Annotated in this window: 19 protein-coding genes; 16 read left to right on the top strand and 3 right to left on the bottom strand. The window is 69.1% G+C overall.

Annotated features, from left to right (window positions below; genetic code table 11):
• The first annotated feature begins 72 nt into the window (after window positions 1-72).
• A complete protein-coding gene (locus ABIC47_RS06490; protein WP_354478459.1) occupies window positions 73-675 on the top strand; it encodes a DUF308 domain-containing protein in 603 nt (200 codons plus the stop codon).
• Window positions 672-1001 (top strand): hypothetical protein, encoded by a 330-nt coding sequence (locus tag ABIC47_RS06485; protein WP_026306986.1) that lies wholly within the window; start codon window positions 672-674, stop codon window positions 999-1001. The genes ABIC47_RS06490 and ABIC47_RS06485 overlap by 4 nt, the downstream gene beginning before the upstream one ends.
• A 37-nt stretch (window positions 1002-1038) precedes the next feature.
• Here the strand turns inward: ABIC47_RS06485 and purB are convergent, their stop codons facing one another.
• Together purB and ABIC47_RS06475 are read right to left on the bottom strand one after the other, a co-directional pair.
• The gene (purB, locus tag ABIC47_RS06480) at window positions 1039-2418 is read right to left on the bottom strand and encodes an adenylosuccinate lyase (protein ID WP_354478456.1); all 1380 of its coding nucleotides are present in this window, start codon (window positions 2416-2418) and stop codon (window positions 1039-1041) included.
• A gap of 69 nt (window positions 2419-2487) precedes the next feature.
• Window positions 2488-2874, bottom strand: a complete 387-nt coding sequence (locus tag ABIC47_RS06475) for a phage holin family protein (RefSeq protein ID WP_018188998.1) — start codon at window positions 2872-2874, stop codon at window positions 2488-2490.
• Window positions 2875-2931: 57 nt separating this feature from the next.
• Between ABIC47_RS06475 and ABIC47_RS06470 the strand changes: the two genes are divergently transcribed.
• The 14 genes from ABIC47_RS06470 (at window position 2932) to ABIC47_RS06405 (ending at window position 15239) form a co-directional block, all read left to right on the top strand.
• Entirely contained in the window at window positions 2932-3420 is a 489-nt protein-coding gene (locus tag ABIC47_RS06470; protein ID WP_354478452.1) for a hypothetical protein, read from the top strand.
• A 42-nt stretch (window positions 3421-3462) separates the two neighbouring features.
• On the top strand, window positions 3463-4572 hold the full coding sequence (locus ABIC47_RS06465; protein WP_269209380.1) for a pyridoxal phosphate-dependent aminotransferase: 1110 nt from the start codon (window positions 3463-3465) through the stop codon (window positions 4570-4572).
• A 4-nt stretch (window positions 4573-4576) separates the two neighbouring features.
• On the top strand, window positions 4577-5716 hold the full coding sequence (gene pdhA / locus ABIC47_RS06460) for a pyruvate dehydrogenase (acetyl-transferring) E1 component subunit alpha (protein WP_018188995.1): 1140 nt from the start codon (window positions 4577-4579) through the stop codon (window positions 5714-5716).
• Between the two features lie 383 nt (window positions 5717-6099).
• Window positions 6100-7059 (top strand): alpha-ketoacid dehydrogenase subunit beta, encoded by a 960-nt coding sequence (locus ABIC47_RS06455; protein ID WP_354478718.1) that lies wholly within the window; start codon window positions 6100-6102, stop codon window positions 7057-7059.
• A gap of 59 nt (window positions 7060-7118) precedes the next feature.
• The gene (locus ABIC47_RS06450) at window positions 7119-8588 is read left to right on the top strand and encodes a dihydrolipoamide acetyltransferase family protein (RefSeq protein WP_354478448.1); all 1470 of its coding nucleotides are present in this window, start codon (window positions 7119-7121) and stop codon (window positions 8586-8588) included.
• A 98-nt stretch (window positions 8589-8686) separates the two neighbouring features.
• Window positions 8687-9592, top strand: coding sequence for a metal ABC transporter solute-binding protein, Zn/Mn family (locus tag ABIC47_RS06445; protein ID WP_354478445.1), 906 nt, complete (start codon window positions 8687-8689; stop codon window positions 9590-9592).
• A complete protein-coding gene (locus ABIC47_RS06440; RefSeq protein WP_354478442.1) occupies window positions 9589-10449 on the top strand; it encodes a metal ABC transporter ATP-binding protein in 861 nt (286 codons plus the stop codon). Before ABIC47_RS06445 ends, ABIC47_RS06440 begins: the two co-directional genes overlap by 4 nt.
• Entirely contained in the window at window positions 10446-11336 is an 891-nt protein-coding gene (locus tag ABIC47_RS06435; RefSeq protein ID WP_020076213.1) for a metal ABC transporter permease, read from the top strand. Before ABIC47_RS06440 ends, ABIC47_RS06435 begins: the two co-directional genes overlap by 4 nt.
• 6 nt (window positions 11337-11342) lie before the next feature.
• Complete coding sequence (locus ABIC47_RS06430; protein WP_020076214.1) at window positions 11343-11759, top strand: Fur family transcriptional regulator; 417 nt, start codon at window positions 11343-11345, stop codon at window positions 11757-11759.
• A gap of 138 nt (window positions 11760-11897) precedes the next feature.
• The gene (gene rpmB / locus ABIC47_RS06425; protein WP_018188988.1) at window positions 11898-12134 is read left to right on the top strand and encodes a 50S ribosomal protein L28; all 237 of its coding nucleotides are present in this window, start codon (window positions 11898-11900) and stop codon (window positions 12132-12134) included.
• Between the two features lie 2 nt (window positions 12135-12136).
• Complete coding sequence (rpmG, locus tag ABIC47_RS06420) at window positions 12137-12304, top strand: 50S ribosomal protein L33 (protein WP_018188987.1); 168 nt, start codon at window positions 12137-12139, stop codon at window positions 12302-12304.
• Between the two features lie 2 nt (window positions 12305-12306).
• A complete protein-coding gene (gene rpsN / locus ABIC47_RS06415; RefSeq protein ID WP_018188986.1) occupies window positions 12307-12612 on the top strand; it encodes a 30S ribosomal protein S14 in 306 nt (101 codons plus the stop codon).
• 246 nt (window positions 12613-12858) lie between these two features.
• Window positions 12859-13143, top strand: a complete 285-nt coding sequence (locus tag ABIC47_RS06410; protein ID WP_018188985.1) for an HU family DNA-binding protein — start codon at window positions 12859-12861, stop codon at window positions 13141-13143.
• A gap of 185 nt (window positions 13144-13328) precedes the next feature.
• The gene (locus ABIC47_RS06405) at window positions 13329-15239 is read left to right on the top strand and encodes a bifunctional copper resistance protein CopD/cytochrome c oxidase assembly protein (protein ID WP_502910224.1); all 1911 of its coding nucleotides are present in this window, start codon (window positions 13329-13331) and stop codon (window positions 15237-15239) included.
• A gap of 43 nt (window positions 15240-15282) precedes the next feature.
• On the opposite strand, the gene ABIC47_RS06400 is transcribed toward ABIC47_RS06405, so the two are convergent.
• The gene (locus ABIC47_RS06400; protein ID WP_354478431.1) at window positions 15283-16329 is read right to left on the bottom strand and encodes a hypothetical protein; all 1047 of its coding nucleotides are present in this window, start codon (window positions 16327-16329) and stop codon (window positions 15283-15285) included.
• Between the last annotated feature and the right edge of the window lie 15 nt (window positions 16330-16344).

Genomic DNA, 16344 nt, shown 5'->3' with positions numbered 1-16344 from the left:
CCGTCGGTGGGCGAACGCGCAGGAACCCGCCGACTAGAATGGTTGGCGAATCCCGTATGAAAGAGGGCCTACGTGGCTACCGCCGTCCCTGCCCAGCATTCCGACATCCACGCGCACAGCCGGTACTGGGTCGTTCCCGCCGTCCGTGCCGTCGTCGCGTTGGCCGCCGCAGCGGTCATCACGTTCACCCGGGATGCGCACACGGCGATGTTCGGCCTCATCGTGTTCGGGGTCTTCGCGATCGTCGACGGGCTCGCCACCGGCGTGCTGAGCGCACTGCTCGCCGGCCGCCGCATCACCCGCGTGCTCTTCGCGGTGCAGGGAGCGATCGGCGTGATCGCCGGCGTCCTCGCCCTGGTGCTGTCGCACTCCGGCCTCGGCCTCTTCCTCTACCTGGTGACGGTGTGGGCGGCGCTCACCGGCATCCTCGAGCTCTACAACGGTGTCCGCGAACGCGGCCATGACGCCGCCGCCCGCGACTGGCTCATCACCGGCGCCCTGACCGCGGTGCTGGCTCTCGTGCTGCTGTTCGTGCCCGCCGACGCGGTGCTCGCGATCGGCCTGTTCGGCGCCTGGGCCGTCATCGTCGGCGTCTTCCAGGGGATCGGGGCGGCGACGTTGCGGAGCGCGGCGCACGAGCGGACGCCGTCGCGCGGAGCGGAGAGCGGATCGTGAGCCGGCGCAGCAAGAAGGACCCCCGAGTGAACCAGAGCCTGCAGCCGACGCGCCGCGACCGCTTCCTTCCCGTCGAGCTGCTGGGCATCTCGGCCGGGCTCGCCGTCTTCGTCGGTCTGATCGTGCTGGTCGCCACGCGGGAGTTCGTGCTCGCCGGGGTCGGTTTCGGCGTCACCTTCATCATCAGCGTCGTCCTGCTCGCCCTGTTCGCGCTCGCGTTCAAGCCGACCGAGGCCGAGGTGGAGGACATCCACGAGCAGGATGCGGAGGCGCGCGCCAAGGCGCAGGCCCGCGCGGAGGGCGAAGACCGGCCCCGCGGCCACTGACCGCTCCCCTGGCCCGCGCTGGCGGGGTCGCCGTGCCCTACAGGTAGTCGACCAGCTCCGACGCGAGGCCGATGTAACCGGCGGGCGTGAGTGCCAGCAGCCGGTTCTTCGCGGCCTGGCCGATCTCCAGCCCGTTGACGAACTCGGTCAGCGCGGCGTGATCGACCCGCTTGCCGCGCGTCAACTCCTTCAGCAGCGCGTACGGGTCGGTGATGGTCGAACGGCCGGCGGTGACCTCGGCGCGGATCACCGTCTGGATGGCCTCGGCGAGCACCTCCCAGTTGGCGTCGAGATCATCGGCGAGAGCCTGGCGGTCGATGGCGATCTGGCCGAGTCCGCGCTCGATGTTGTCGAGGGCGAGCAGCGAGTGACCGAGCCCGACGCCGATGTTCCGCTGCGTGGTCGAGTCGGTCAGGTCGCGCTGCAGGCGGCTGGTGACGAGCGTCGAGGCGAGCGAGTCGAGCACCGCGCTCGAGAGCTCGAGGTTGGCCTCGGCGTTCTCGAAGCGGATCGGGTTCACCTTGTGCGGCATGGTCGACGAACCGGTGGCGCCCGGCTCGGGGACCTGACGGAAGTAGCCGAGCGAGATGTACGTCCAGATGTCGGTGCACAGGTTGTGCAGGATGCGGTTGGCGTGCGAGATGCGCGAGTAGAGCTCGGCCTGCCAGTCGTGCGACTCGATCTGCGTGGTCAGCGGGTTCCAGTCGAGGCCGAGGCTCTCGACGAACTCGCGCGAGATGCGCGGCCAGTCGGCGTCCGGGTCGGCGACGAGATGCGCCGCGAAGGTGCCCGTCGCGCCGCTGAACTTGCCCAGGTGCACGCCGCCCTCGATCTGCTCCCGCACCCGCTCGAGGCGGTGCACGAAGACCGCGAGTTCTTTGCCCATCGTCGTCGGGGTGGCCGGCTGCCCGTGCGTGCGGGCGAGCATCGCGTCGTCGCGGTACTGCTTCGCCTGCGCGCGGAGCTCCGCGATGACCGCCCGGAACTTCGGCAGCCAGGACTCGCTCACCGCGGCGCTCACCGTCAGGGCGTACGAGAGGTTGTTGATGTCCTCGCTGGTCGCAGCGAAGTGCGTGAGCTCGGCGATGTGGTCGAGTCCGAGCGCGTGCAGCCGCTCACGGACCAGGTACTCGACGGCCTTCACGTCGTGCCTGGTGGTCGCCTCCAGCTCGGCGAGCCGGTCGATCTCTGCCTGCCCGAATTCGTCGGCGAGCGCCCGGAGCATCGCCTTCTGCTCACCGGTCAGCGGGGAGGAGCCGAACATCCGGTGCTCGGTCAGGTAGATCAGCCACTCGACCTCGACCTGGACGCGGGCACGGTTCAGACCGGCCTCCGACAGGTGGTCGCCGAGGCCGATCACGGCGGACCGGTAGCGGCCGTCGAGGGGGCTGAGCGGCTGGGGAGGCAGGGCGGACATGGTGCTCCTCGCGGGATCAGGCGGCGGGTACCCGACCATTCTCCCGCACGTGCGCGGCGCCCGCGGACGTCAGTCGCGGCTGACGGGCCGGATGAGCAGCCCGAGCAGCCACGCGATGATGCCCAGCACGAGCGCGCCGAGGACGCCCCACCAGAAGCCGTCGATGTGGAGCCCGAAGCCCATGGCATCGCTGATCCACGACACGATGAACAGCAGGAACGCGTTCACGAGCAGCGAGATCAGCCCGAGCGTGAGGATGTACAGCGGGAACGCGACCACCCGGATGACCGTGCCGACGATCGCGTTCACCAGGCCGAAGATCAGCGCGATGAGCAGGTAGGTCAGAACGGTGGCGGTGGTGTCCGGAGCGTACGGGTGCACGGTCACACCGCTGACGATCAGCGTCGTGAGCCAGAGGGCGAGGGCGTTGACGATCAGTCTGAGCAGGAATCGCATGGCTTCATCCTTCCAGTGAGCGCGGCTGGGGTACAGGGGTGGCGCTAGAGTCGGCGCGTGGCGAGAGCGGATGGGCTGATCGAACCGGAGCCGTTGCGGGCCGTCCCGGCGAAGAAGGTGTACCCACCACTGCAGTGGTGGCCGCTCCGCGTGATGAACCCGTGGCACAAACTCGCGGTGCTCGTCGTGCAGAACGCGGCGATTCGTCTCATCAGCCTCAGCCTCGGTCTGGTGCTTCCGGCCATGGAGAACTCGGTGGTCACCCAGACCCTCGTGGTTGTCACTGTCATTGCGACGGCGCGCTCGTTCCGCGGCTTCGGAGAGCCCGTCGCCGCGCCCAGGGCGTGGTGGAGGCTGTCGGCACGCCCGCTGATCGGCTGGTGGCTGGCCGCGATGTACCTCCTCGGCGCTTCCACCCCGTTCTTCGACCCCCGCCTCCGTGACGCGGGCTGGGCGATCGTGTTCGTGGAGACCGCCTTCTTGGGCCTCGCCTTCCTCAACTCGTCGATTCGCCTCACAGCCCAGCGGCGTCATCCACAGATCTAGGGAATTCCTCCCGCGGTATGCGGGCGCGGCTAAGTTGGGTCTGTGAGTTCGGATGACACGCTCGGCGTGAGACTACGGCCCGAGATCGTCGCGGTGCCCGCCTACAGGCAGGGGCGACCCGCGCCGGCTGACGGCTTCAAGCTGTCGAGCAACGAGAATCCTTTCCCGCCTCTGCCCTCGGTCGTCGAGGCCGTGGCGGCCACCCTGCGCGAGCTCAACCGTTACCCGAACGCGGGCGGCGCCGACCTGCGCGAGCGCCTGGCGGAGCGGCATGGCGTGAGCGTCGGCGAGGTCCACCTGGGCAGCGGCTCGGTCGCGCTGCTCTCTCAGCTGATCTCGGCTGCAGCCGGGGTCGGCGACGAGGTCGTGTACTCCTGGCGGTCGTTCGAGGCCTACCCCGGTCTGGTGACCGTCGCGGGAGCGACCAGTGTGCAGGTGCCGAACCGCCCAGACGGCAGCCACGACCTGGAGGCGATGGCCGCCGCCATCACCGACCGCACGCGGGTGGTCATCGTGTGCACTCCCAACAACCCCACCGGCACCATCGTGACCGCCGCCGACTTCGAGGCGTTCATGGCACGGGTGCCGTCCGACCTGCTCGTGCTGCTCGACGAGGCGTACTACGAGTTCGTCACCGACGATGCGGCTGTCGACGGCATCCCGCTGCTCTCCCGGTATCCCAACCTCGTCGTGCTGCGCACGTTCTCGAAGGCCTATGGGCTGGCGGCGCTGCGTATCGGCTATGCCGTCGGCCCGCAGGCGGTGCTGGATGCTGCCCGCTCGGCGGCCATCCCGCTATCGGTCACCGACGCCTCCCGGGTCGCGGCCCTTGCGTCCATCGAGGCGGAGGACGAGCTGATGGAGCGCGTCGCCCGAGTGGCGATGCGCCGCGACCGGCTCCGCGACGCCCTGCTCGAACAGGGCTGGGCGGTTCCGGAGGCCCAGGGCAACTTCGTGTGGCTCGCAACCGGTGAGCAGACCGTGGAGGCCAACGACGCCTTCTTCGACGCCGGGCTGACCGTACGGGCTTTCCCGCCGGAGGGCATCCGCATCAGCGTCGGCGAGGAGGAATCTGTGGAGAAACTCCTGCAGGTCGCGGGGGATCTTGTGCGGAACCTACCAAATGGGCACTCGGGCAAGCGGTTAGGTTAGACAGGTGGTTGCGACGAACGAAATCCCGCGCCCGGCGAACACCGTCCAGCTGCTGACCGCTGAAGGCCGGTTCCAGCCGAGCGAGACGTCGGCCGAATACCTCCCCTACCTGGAGCGGCTCGACGAGAACGACTACCGCCGCTTCTACCGCGACATGGTGCGCGTTCGCGCCTTGGACCATGAGGCGGCGAACCTGCAGCGGCAGGGACAACTCGGGCTCTGGGTCCCGAGCGAAGGGCAGGAAGGTGCCCAGGTCGGCTCGGCGCATGCCGCCAAGCCGCAGGACCACCTCTTCCCGTCCTACCGCGAACACGCCGTTGGCATGGTCCGGGGCATCGACCCGATCGGGATCATCGGCCTCCTCCGCGGCACGACTCACGGCGGATGGGACCCGACCGACCCGGCCGTCGGCAACTTCCACCTCTACACGCTGGTCATCGGCTCGCAGACCCTGCACGCCACCGGCTACGCCATGGGCATGAAGCTCGATGGAAAGGTCGGCACGGGCGACCCGTCGAAGGACGAGGCGTCCATCGTGTACTTCGGCGACGGCGCGACCAGCCAGGGGGACGTCAACGAGGCGTACGTCTTCGCGGCCAGCTACCAGACCCCGCAGGTGTTCTTCCTGCAGAACAACCACTGGGCGATCTCCGTGCCGGTGAGCACGCAGTCGCGCACCCCGCTCTACCTCCGGTCGAGCGGGTTCGGCATCCCGGGTGTCCAGATCGACGGAAACGACGTGCTCGCGGCCTACGCCGTGACCGCCAAGCACCTCGACGACGCCAGGAACGGCGAGGGCCCGAGCATGATCGAGGCCCTGACCTACCGGATGGGCGCCCACACCTCCAGCGACGACCCGAGCAAGTACCGCACCGACGAGGAGCTGGCCTCCTGGGCCGAGCGCGACCCGATCCGCCGGTTCCGCGTCTTCCTCGAAGAGCAGGGCGTCGGGCAGGGCTTCTTCGACAGCGCGGACGAGGAGGCGGCCGATCTCGCCGCCGACATCCGCCGTCGCACGCTCGAGCTGGCGCCGCCGCCTGTCGCGTCGATGTTCCAGCACGTCTACAGTGAGCCGCATCCCGTGACGGACGAGCAACGACGCTGGCTCGAGGAGTACGAGGCGTCGTTCGGAGGTGACGCATGAGTGACGTGAGGAGCGAGGCCGAGTACGTGGAGGCCGAGCTGATCGAGAATCCCGGCGACAGCGCAGAGTCACGCGACGACGGCGCGCCCGTCGACACCGCGTCGCTCGACACGCAGGCGATCGACGTCGTCGAGATCGTCGAGAGCGACCCCGACTCCCGCGTGCTCGAGGAGCACGTCGCCGAGCAGGAGTGGACGCGTGAATTCGTGATCGACGACGAGGAGAGCGATCGGGTCGACGAGCAGGAGACCGCGCAGGCGGACCTCCAGGCATCGGCCGAGGTCGGAGAGGCGGCGGCCGAGGCGGAGCACGACGGTCCGGCGGTCACCGACGCCGAGCCGACGGTGGATGCGGCGCCCGAGCCGCGCATCCAGTCACTCCCGATGGTCAAGGCGCTGAACGCCGGTCTGCGACGCGCGCTCGCCGACGACCCGCGCGTCATCCTGATGGGCGAGGACATCGGCCCGCTGGGCGGCGTCTTCCGCGTCACCGAGGGGCTGCAGAAGGAGTTCGGACCGCAGCGGGTGATGGACACACCGCTCGCAGAGGCCGGCATCATCGGAACCGCGATCGGACTCGCGATGCGCGGATACCGTCCGGTCGTCGAGATCCAGTTCAACGGCTTCGTCTTCCCCGGCTTCGACCAGATCACGACGCAGCTCGCGAAGATGACCAACCGCCACAGCGGCCGCATCCCCTTCCCCGTCGTCATCCGCATCCCCCACGGCGGACACATCGGGGCCGTCGAGCACCACCAGGAGGCTCCGGAGGCGTACTTCGCGCACACCGCAGGTCTGCGCGTGGTCGCCCCGTCCACACCGCACGACGCCTACTGGATGATCCAGGAGGCGATCCGCTCCGACGATCCCGTCGTCTTCTTCGAACCGATGAGCCGCTACTGGCCGAAGGGCGAGGTCGACCTGGTCGAGAACCCGACGCCGCTCCACGCCAGCCGGGTCGTCCGAACCGGAACGGACGCGACCGTCGTCGCGTGGGCGGGCATGGTGAGCGTCGCCCTGCGCGCCGCCGAGCTCGCCGCCGAGGAGGGCCGCAGCCTCGAGGTCGTCGACCTCCGCTCGCTCTCCCCCGTCGACTACCGCCCGGTGATCGCATCCGTGCAGAAGACCGGCCGGCTGATCATCGCGCAGGAGGCGCCGAGCAACGTCTCGGTGGGCTCCGAGGTCGCGGCGACCGTCGCCGAGAAGGCCTTCTATTCGCTGGAGGCGCCCGTTATGCGCGTCGCCGGCTTCGACGTCCCGTTCCCGCCGGCGAAGCTCGAGGAGCTGTACCTCCCCGACGCAGACCGCATCCTCGAGGCCGTCGACCGGGCGCTCGCCTACTGACGCCCGGCGCATACATCGGCGGCGCTGCCCGCCGCGAGACCGACAGAGAGAAGTCGCACATGAGCGAGTCCCAGTTCCTCCTGCCCGATGTGGGCGAGGGCCTGACCGAGGCGGAGATCGTCTCGTGGAAGGTGACCCCGGGTGAGCAGGTCGCGGTCAACCAGGTGATCGTCGAGATCGAGACCGCGAAGTCGCTCGTCGAGCTGCCGTCGCCGTTCGAGGGAACGGTCGGCGAACTCCTCGTCTCCGAAGGCCAGACCGTCGAGGTCGGCACCCCGATCTTCACGGTGACGGCCGGCGGGGAGCCTGCCGAGGCGCCCGTCCGTGAGCCGGAGCCCGCCGAGGAGGTCGCGGCCGACACCGCCGCGAGCGTCTCGCACGAGGAGGAGCCGAAGGCCGGTGCTGTGCTGGTCGGCTACGGCTCCGCCGGGCACGGATCGAGCCGTCGCCGCCGCGTCACGCACCCCGGCACGGCGTCCCTGCCCGTGGCCTTCTCCGGATCCGTCGCACAGCAGGCCGCGCCCGCCGCCCCGTCGGCTCCCGCTCCCGCTCCCGCGGCTGCACAGGCTACCCCCGCCCCGGCGGCGACCTCCCCGGCCTCGGCACCCGCCGCGCCTGCACCCCACCCAGCACCTGCGGCACACACCGCTCCGACGCCGCACGCCGGCGGCCCGGTGATCGCCAAGCCGCCCGTCCGCAAGCTCGCCAAAGACCTGGGCGTCGACATCACCGTCGTCACTCCGACCGGCCCTGTCGGCGACGTCACCCGCGACGACGTGCTGCGCGAGGCGTCGCAGGTCACCGTCTTCCGCAATATTCAGACGCCGGAGTGGCCGGACGACCGCGAGGAGCGCATCCCGGTCAAGGGTGTGCGCAAGGCGATCGCCAACGCGATGACGTCGAGCGCGTTCAGCGCCCCGCACGTCAGCCTCTTCGTCGACGTGGATGCCACCCGCACCATGGAGTTCGTCAAGCGGCTCAAGAACTCGGCCGACTTCGCCGGCATCAAGGTGTCTCCGCTGCTGATCATGGCGAAGGCCATCATCTGGGCCGTCCGTCGCAACCCCACCGTCAACTCGGCGTGGACGGACGAGGAGATCATCGTCCGCCACTACGTGAACCTCGGGATCGCCGCGGCGACCCCCCGCGGCCTCATCGTGCCGAACATCAAGGAGGCGCAGGGCATGACGCTGCTCGAGCTGGCGCGAGCCCTCGAGCAGCTGACCCTCACAGCCCGCGACGGCAAGACGCCGCCGGCAGACATGAGCGGCGGCACGATCACCATCACGAACATCGGCGTGTTCGGGATGGACACCGGCACGCCCATCCTGAACCCGGGCGAGGTCGGCATCGTCGCCCTCGGGACGATCAAGCAGAAGCCCTGGGTGGTCGACGGCGAGGTCCGCCCGCGCTTCGTAACCACACTGGGCGCGTCGTTCGACCACCGTGTCGTCGACGGGGATGTGGCATCGCGCTTCCTGGCGGACGTCGCGTCGATCATCGAAGAGCCTGCGCTGCTCCTCGACTGAATTTGACAATCATTTTCAATAAGCCGTAATGTGAGCCGGTGCCCGCGACCGCGGGCATCCACTTCTTCACGTCGTTCGCGACTTAGACAGGCTCACCCATGAAGACGCGTTCTCTCGTCTCCGCCCTCACCGCGGCCGCCATCGCCCTGACCCTGGCCGGCTGCTCCTCCTCGTCGTCGGCCGGCTCCGACGACGGCACCGTCCGCGTCGTCGCCAGCACCGATGTATACGGCGACATCGCGACCACCATCGGCGGCGACGCCGTGCACGTCACCTCGCTGATGACCGACCCCGCGCAGGATCCGCATTCCTTCGAGGCGAGCGCCCAGAACCAGCTCGCGGTGTCGAAGGCCGACGTCGTCATCGAGAACGGCGGGGGGTACGACGACTACATGCAGAACCTCGTCAAGGGCGCGAAGAACAGCGGCGTCAAGGTGCTCAACGTCGTCGATCTCTCGGGCAAGAAGCCCGTCGACGGCGAACTCAACGAACACGTCTGGTACGACTTCCCCACGGTGCAGAAGTTCGCCGATGCGCTCACCGCCGCCCTGTCCGCCGCGGACCCGTCGCAGAAGGCGGCCTTCGAGAAGAACGCCTCGGCGTTCGGCGAGAAGCTGTCGGCACTCGAGGCCACCGAGGCGCAGCTGAAGTCGACCTACGCGGGCGAAGGCGTGGCCATCACCGAACCTGTGCCGCTGTACCTGCTGGACGCCATCGGGCTGGTCAACAAGACCCCCGAGAAGTTCAGCGAGGCCATCGAGGAGGAGAACGACGTCTCCCCCATCGTGCTGAAGGACACCCTCCAGCTGTTCAGCGGTCACCAGGTGAAGCTCCTCGCCTACAACGAGCAGACCACCGGCGCCGAGACCGAGAAGGTCCTCGCTGCGGCCAAGGCGGCCGGCATCCCGGTCGTCCCGGTCACCGAGACCCTGCCAGAGGGCATGCACTACATCGAGTGGATGAGCGGCAACCTCGACGCCGTGAAGGGTGCGCTGGCGAAGTGACCGAACCGCTCGAACGCGTGCCCGTCCCCGACTCCCGGGACGTGGTGCTCCGGCTGCGCGATGCGTCGCTCGGCTTCGGCGACCGCACCCTCTGGAGCGGTCTCGACCTCGACGTGCACGCTGGCGAGTTCGTCGCGGTGCTCGGGCCGAACGGCTCCGGCAAGACCAGCCTGCTGCGGACCATCCTCGGGCAGCAGCACCTCGACAGCGGAGAGATCGCCTTCGAGGGGCACCCGGTACGCCGTGGCGACCGACGGATCGGCTACATCCCGCAGCAGAAGCTCATCCCGGCGGGAACGCCCATGCGCGCCCGCGACCTCGTCGCCCTCGGCGTCAACGGTCACCGTTGGGGGCTGCCGCTCCCCCGCCGCTCCGACCGCGAGCAGGTCGACCGGCTGATCGACTCCGTCGGCGCGCGCCGCTACGCCGACACGGCGGTCGGCTCGCTGTCCGGCGGCGAGCAGCAGCGACTGCGTGTGGCGCAGGCGCTCGCCGGTGACCCGGCTCTGCTGCTCTGCGACGAACCGCTGCTGTCGCTCGACCTCCAGCACCAGCGCGGCGTGAGCGAGCTCATCGACCGCCGGCGCCGCGAACACGGGAGCGCCGTCGTCTTCGTCACCCACGACGTGAATCCGGTGCTCGGGATGGTGGACCGCGTCCTGTATCTGGCCGGCGGACGCTTCCGCACGGGCACACCGGACGAGGTGCTCCGCAGCGACGTGCTGACCGACCTGTACGGGACGCCGGTGGATGTCATCCGCAGCCGCGGCAGGATCGTCGTCGTGGGCATCCCGGACGCCGAGACGCACGACCACCACATCCACACCCGCACCGAGCACCCGGAGCCGGCGGCATGATGCACCTCGACATCTGGCAGCAGCTGTTCGACTTCAGCGACTACGGCGAGCTGCTCCTGCTCGTGAAGAACTCGATCTTCGCCGGAGCGATCCTGGGTATCGTCGGCGGTCTGATCGGCGTGTTCGTGATGCAGCGGGACATGGCGTTCGCGGTGCACGGCATCAGCGAGCTGTCGTTCGCCGGAGCGGCGATCGCCCTCCTGTTCGGCGTCAACGTCGTGGCGGGGTCGCTCGCCGGATCGCTGGTCGCGGCCGTCCTGATCGGTCTCCTCGGGGCGAAAGCCCGTGACCGCAACTCGATCATCGCCGTGCTGATGCCTTTCGGGCTCGGGCTCGGCATCCTGGCGCTCGCGCTCTACCCCGGTCGCAGCGCGAACAAGTTCGGGCTGCTCACCGGGCAGATCGTGTCGGTCGATGATCCGCAGCTCGGCTGGCTGCTGATCATCGGCGCGATCGTGCTGGTCGCGCTGCTGCTGATGTGGCGCCCGCTGACCTTCGACAGCCTGGATGCGGACGTCGCCGCCTCACGCGGCGTCCCGACCCGGTTCGTCGCCCTGGCCTTCATGGTGTTGCTCGGCCTTGCGGTCGCGGTGTCCGTCCAGATCGTCGGCGCGCTGCTCGTGCTCTCGCTGCTGGTCACACCCGCCGCGGCCGCGATGCGCATCTCGTCGTCGCCCCTCGGCGTGCCGGTGCTCAGCGTGCTGTTCGCTCTGGTCTCGGTGGTGGGCGGCATCCTGCTCGCCCTGGGCAGCGCGCTCCCCATCAGCCCGTACGTGACGACCATCTCGTTCCTGATCTACGTCGTCTGCCGCATCGTCGGCGGTCGGCGTGTGCGCCGCCGCGGTGCGGCGACGACTTCTCGGCGACTCGTGAGCCAGGCGGGCTAGCCTGGGATGGTGAAGCGGAACACCTGGCAGCGGGAGGCCGTCCGCGAGGCTCTGACCTCGACGGAGGGCTTCATCAGCGCGCAGGGGCTGCACCTGAGCCTGCACGAGGCGGGCTCGCCCATCGGCCTGGCCACCGTGTACCGCGCGCTCGCCGACCTCGCGGCCGAAGGCGACGCCGACTCGCTCCAGTCGCCCGAGGGCGAGAGCCTGTACCGCGCCTGCACCACCGGCCACCATCACCACCTGATCTGCCGCAACTGCGGGCTGACGGTGGAGATCGAGGCGGACGCGGTCGAGCAGTGGGCGCGGCAGGCCGCCGCTGCCCACGGATTCACGCAGGCACAGCACGTCGTCGATGTCTTCGGGCTGTGCGCCGCGTGCACGGCCAAGAGCGATTTGGCCGGCACCGCGTCCATGCCGTAGCATGGATGTTTGGCTGAGTGGGCTCCTCCCGCTCAGATCGTATGCGAAACCCCCATCACGAAGACGACGGGGAAGTCGTATGCCGACAAGTGACCTTGGGTGGTGCCGACCGGCACCACGGTATTGGAGAAGAAAGCAATGGCAGCAGTGTGCCAGGTGACTGGAGCCGTTCCCGGCTTCGGTCACAACATCTCGCACTCGCACCGTCGCACGAAGCGCCGGTTCGACCCGAACATCCAGAAGAAGACGTACTACGTGCCGTCGCTTCGCCGTAACGTCACCCTGACGCTGAGCGCCAAGGGCATCAAGGTCATCGATGCCCGTGGCATCGAGTCCGTGGTCAAGGACCTCCTGGCCCGTGGGGAGAAGATCTAAGCATGGCGAAGCAGCAGGACGTCCGTCCGATCATCAAGCTCCGTTCGACGGCGGGCACCGGGTACACCTACGTGACCCGCAAGAACCGCCGCAACGACCCCGACCGACTCGTGCTCAAGAAGTACGACCCCGTAGTGCGCAAGCACGTCGACTTCCGAGAGGAGCGCTAAACATGGCCAAGAAGTCAAAGATCGCCAAGAACGAGCAGCGCAAGGTCATCGTCGAGCGCTACGCCGCGAAGCGTGCCGAGCTGAAGAAGGCTCTCGTCGACCCGAACGGCTCCGACGAGTCCCGTGAGGCCGCTCGCCTGGGCCTGCAGAAGCTGCCCCGCGACGCCTCCCCGATCCGCGTGCGCAACCGCGACGCGGTCGACGGCCGTCCGCGCGGAAACCTCAGCAAGTTCGGTATCTCGCGTGTCCGTTTCCGTGACATGGCGCACCGCGGCGAGCTGCCCGGCATCACCAAGTCGAGCTGGTAAGCCAGCGCGACGACGCACCTCGAGGGGCGTCCGGCTTCGGCCGGGCGCCCCTTTGCCGTACCCGAATGGATGCTCGAAGCTGCGCATCCGGTCCGATGTCGGCGAAAGAGGACGAAGTTCCGCGTGTTTCCGCGGGTTTCTGATACATTCAAGGCGGTCAACCGACCAAACGTTACGGCCCTCAGTGGCCTCAACCGTTCCACAAGATAGCTGTAGATCCAGCACAAGGTCCGAGGAGGACACTCAATGGCTGACAACCTGAACAAGACCGAGCTCGTTGCTGCCGTCGCTGCGGCGTCGGGTCAGAGCCAGGCCACCGTCTCGAGCGTCGTCGACGCGTTCTTCAGCACCATCAGCGAGACCGTCGCCAAGGGTGGCAAGGTCACCATCCCCGGCTGGCTCGCCGCCGAGCGCAGCGAGACCGCTGCCCGCACCGGCCGCAACCCGCAGACCGGCGAGGAGATCTCCATCCCGGCCGGCCACCGCGTCAAGCTGACCGCGGGCTCGAAGCTCAAGGCTGCCGTCAAGTAGTCCTTCCCAGCTTTGCCTGAGGGCGGCGCCGCATCGTGCGGCGCCGCCCTCGTCGTATCTCCGGCGGGCAGAGGGGCGAACAGGCTGTGGGCGGCCGTCCAGGGCGGGGGACGTAGGCTGGACAGGTGCCTCGAATCCTCCGTGTGATCGGCCCTGCCGCGCTGCTCGTCGCAGCCGTGGCGGCGATGATCGCCGCCCTCGCATTCGGCGGAGGAGCGAACGCGCCGCTGCTCGCGGACCCTGGTGCGCTCGTGCGCTGGGGTCTGCCCGCGGCGACCCTGGTGGTCAACCTCAGCCTGGCGGGCACGGTGGGCGCCCTCGTCCTGGCCTGCTTCGCGTTCAGCCCGGATCGCGACGAGTACGGCAACGCCCTCGATTTCGCCGCCGGCAGCGCCGCGGTGATGACGGTCGCGTCCGCAGCGACGGGACTGTTCACCTTCGTCAGCGTGTCGAACGTGCCCTGGTCGTTCGACGCGACCTTCAGCAACGGGCTCAGCTCGTTCATCACCAGCGTTTCGCTGGGCCAGGCGTGGCTCGGGATCACCCTCATCGCCGCGGCCGTCACGGTGCTGTGCTTCGCGGTTCGCAACCAGACGGCGATCGTCTTCGTCACCCTGCTGGCCATGGCGACCGTCGTGCCGATGGCGCAGCAGGGCCACAGCGCGGAGGCAGCCGGTCACGACGCCGCGGTGACGTCGTTCGGGCTCCACGTGCTGTTCGCGGCGATCTGGCTGGGCGGCTTGGTGACGCTCATCGTGGTGAAGCAGCGGCTGGGCAACGGGCGACTCGTCACCGTCCTTGAGCGGTACTCGACCGTCGCGCTGATCTGCTTCGTGGTCGTCGCCGCGTCCGGATATGTCAACGCCGAGCTCCGCGTCGGGACCCTGGCCGAGCTGGCGACGCCGTACGGCATCCTCGTGCTGGTCAAGGTCGCCGCGCTCGTCGTGCTCGGCCTGTTCGGCCTCACGCAGCGGCGGTACCTGATCGGTCGGCTCAAGCAGTCCGGCGAGCCGCGGAGCTTCTGGTGGATCGTCGTGGCCGAGCTGGCGTTCATGGGCATCGCGTCCGGCGTCGCCGCAGCGCTCGCCCGCACGGTCACGCCCGTCCCGGAGACGCGCGCGGCCACCCCGACGCCCGCCGAGATCCTCACCGGAGAGAAGCTGCCTCCCGCGCTCACCTGGGACCGGCTCTTCACCTCGTGGAACTTCGACCTGCTGTGGGTGCTGGCCTGCGCCTTCGGCCTGTTCTTCTACTTCGCCGGGGTCTGGCGGCTGCGCAAACGCGGCGACGCGTGGCCGATCTACCGCACGGTGCTGTGGACGCTGGGCATCGTCCTGCTGTTCTACATCACCAACGGCGGCGTCAACGTCTACGAGAAGTACCTGTTCTCGGCCCACATGTCGGCGCACATGGTGCTGACGATGGGGGTGCCCTTGCTGCTCGTCCCCGGTGCGCCGATCACCCTGGCGGCGCGGGCGATCCGGAAGCGTCGCGACGGTTCGCGCGGCGGCCGGGAGTGGCTGCTCCTCGCCGTGCACTCGCGTTTCGCGGGTGTGATCTCCAACCCGATCGTCGCGGCGGTCCTGTTCGCCGGGTCGCTCTGGGTCTTCTACTACACGCCCGTCTTCCGCTGGGCGACGACCGACCACATCGGGCACGAGTGGATGATCGTCCACTTCCTGATCACTGGCTACCTCTTCGTGCAGTCGCTGATCGGGATCGACCCGGTCAAGTACCGCCTCCCGTACCCGTTCCGGCTGCTCCTGCTGCTGCTCACGATGGCGTTCCACGCGTTCTTCGGGCTCTCGATCATGCAGATGCACGGACTGCTGCTGGCCGATTGGTTCGGGGCCATGGGTCGAACCTGGGGCGACTCCCCGCTTGTCGACCAGCAGGCCGGCGGAGGCATCGCGTGGAGCATCGGCGAGATCCCCACGGTGATCCTCGCCATCGTCGTGGCGATCCAGTGGAGCCGCAGCGACGAGCGCGAGACGAAGCGGCGCGACCGGAATGCGGATCGCACGGGCGAGGCCGAACTGAAGGCGTACAACGAGCGGCTGGCGCGCATGGCCGACCGCGACCGCGTCTCCCGCTGACCGGTTGCTCGGAGACGGCCCGGGCTGAGGTCGGCGCTCGCGCTCAGGGCTCCTGTGCGATGACGATGTCGAGCGAGCCGTCCGAACGGATGGTGACACTGCTGAGGCTCATCGCGAACGGCTCCGGATCGCTGCGCGGGGTCACCGTTCCGTCGAACAGCGACTGGACGGTCACGTCGAGGTGTGCGACGCCGACCATCCGGCCGGTGACCCATCCCGTGTCCCCTGCCTGCAGCCGGACGTCGGGGTAGGTGTCGATCGACCAGGAGGGGTCGCCCTGCACCCGGTCGTCTATCTCGACGCCGAAGGGGCACCCGGCGGGTTGCAGCACGTGCTGCTCGGCGCAGCGGTCGAGGAAGCCGTCGACCTGCTTCTGCACCGCGGACGTGAACGCGGGGGTGGGCTGCGCATCCACCGTGGTCTCGGTGATCCGGCCGGGCGAGGCGGATGCGGCGACGGGCGTGGCGCGGACGTAGCGCGAGCTGTGGCTCAGCTCGAGGGGCGCGAGCGGCAGCACGAGGTAGTCGGCGGAGACCGTGAAAGCGTCGGCGGGCTGATCGGGCGATGCGGCACGCGGGTTCACGGTGTGGCGGCCGACGGTGAAGGTGGAGGCGTGCGCGACGGTGATGCGCGCGACGCCGACGGGCGAGGTCGCGAACGACCAGGTGGGCAGCATCCCGAGCACAGCTCCCGTCTGACGGACGCGGAACGTCGCCGACACGGGGTCGCCGTTCGCGACGGCCCGCACTACGACGGTGTGGACGCCGTCCGCTCCGGTCGTGTCGGAGGTGACGGCGATATCGCGCACGGCCGGCAGGATGTCGGAGCGCAGGAGCTCGCGGGAGGCGCCCAGCGGGAGCCCCGCGGCGTCCAGGGCCGAGGAGGTCGGGTTGGCTCCCGGCATGGCGAGAGCTGTGGACACGTCATGGGAGGCGATCGACTCCGCGAACGCCGTGACGAAACCGGTCGGGCTGTAATACGCGCGCTGCACGGCGCCGAAGCCCGCAAGCACGGCGGCGACCAGGAGGACGCCGACACCCGACCAGATCAGGACGGCGCGTCGGTGCGCGTGCGCATCCCCCACAGCCATGAGGCCATCCTAGGG

Source organism: Leifsonia sp. 563 (assembly GCF_040545055.1).
Taxonomy (GTDB): Bacteria; Actinomycetota; Actinomycetes; order Actinomycetales; family Microbacteriaceae; genus Leifsonia.
This window is presented reverse-complemented; position numbering and strand designations above follow the sequence as displayed.

Bases quoted from the DNA above. Each gene is read 5' to 3' on its own strand.
- purB (WP_354478456.1), bottom strand. From the start codon at position 2,418: ATGTCCGCCCTGCCTCCCCAGCCGCTCAGCCCCCTCGACGGCCGCTAC.
- ABIC47_RS06475 (WP_018188998.1), bottom strand. From the start codon at position 2,874: ATGCGATTCCTGCTCAGACTGATCGTCAACGCCCTCGCCCTCTGGCTC.
- ABIC47_RS06455 (WP_354478718.1), top strand. From the start codon at position 6,100: ATGGTCAAGGCGCTGAACGCCGGTCTGCGACGCGCGCTCGCCGACGAC.
- ABIC47_RS06450 (WP_354478448.1), top strand. From the start codon at position 7,119: ATGAGCGAGTCCCAGTTCCTCCTGCCCGATGTGGGCGAGGGCCTGACC.
- ABIC47_RS06445 (WP_354478445.1), top strand. From the start codon at position 8,687: ATGAAGACGCGTTCTCTCGTCTCCGCCCTCACCGCGGCCGCCATCGCC.
- ABIC47_RS06435 (WP_020076213.1), top strand. From the start codon at position 10,446: ATGATGCACCTCGACATCTGGCAGCAGCTGTTCGACTTCAGCGACTAC.
- ABIC47_RS06430 (WP_020076214.1), top strand. From the start codon at position 11,343: ATGGTGAAGCGGAACACCTGGCAGCGGGAGGCCGTCCGCGAGGCTCTG.
- rpmB (WP_018188988.1), top strand. From the start codon at position 11,898: ATGGCAGCAGTGTGCCAGGTGACTGGAGCCGTTCCCGGCTTCGGTCAC.
- rpmG (WP_018188987.1), top strand. From the start codon at position 12,137: ATGGCGAAGCAGCAGGACGTCCGTCCGATCATCAAGCTCCGTTCGACG.
- rpsN (WP_018188986.1), top strand. From the start codon at position 12,307: ATGGCCAAGAAGTCAAAGATCGCCAAGAACGAGCAGCGCAAGGTCATC.
- ABIC47_RS06410 (WP_018188985.1), top strand. From the start codon at position 12,859: ATGGCTGACAACCTGAACAAGACCGAGCTCGTTGCTGCCGTCGCTGCG.
- ABIC47_RS06405 (WP_502910224.1), top strand. From the start codon at position 13,329: ATGATCGCCGCCCTCGCATTCGGCGGAGGAGCGAACGCGCCGCTGCTC.
- ABIC47_RS06400 (WP_354478431.1), bottom strand. From the start codon at position 16,329: ATGGCTGTGGGGGATGCGCACGCGCACCGACGCGCCGTCCTGATCTGG.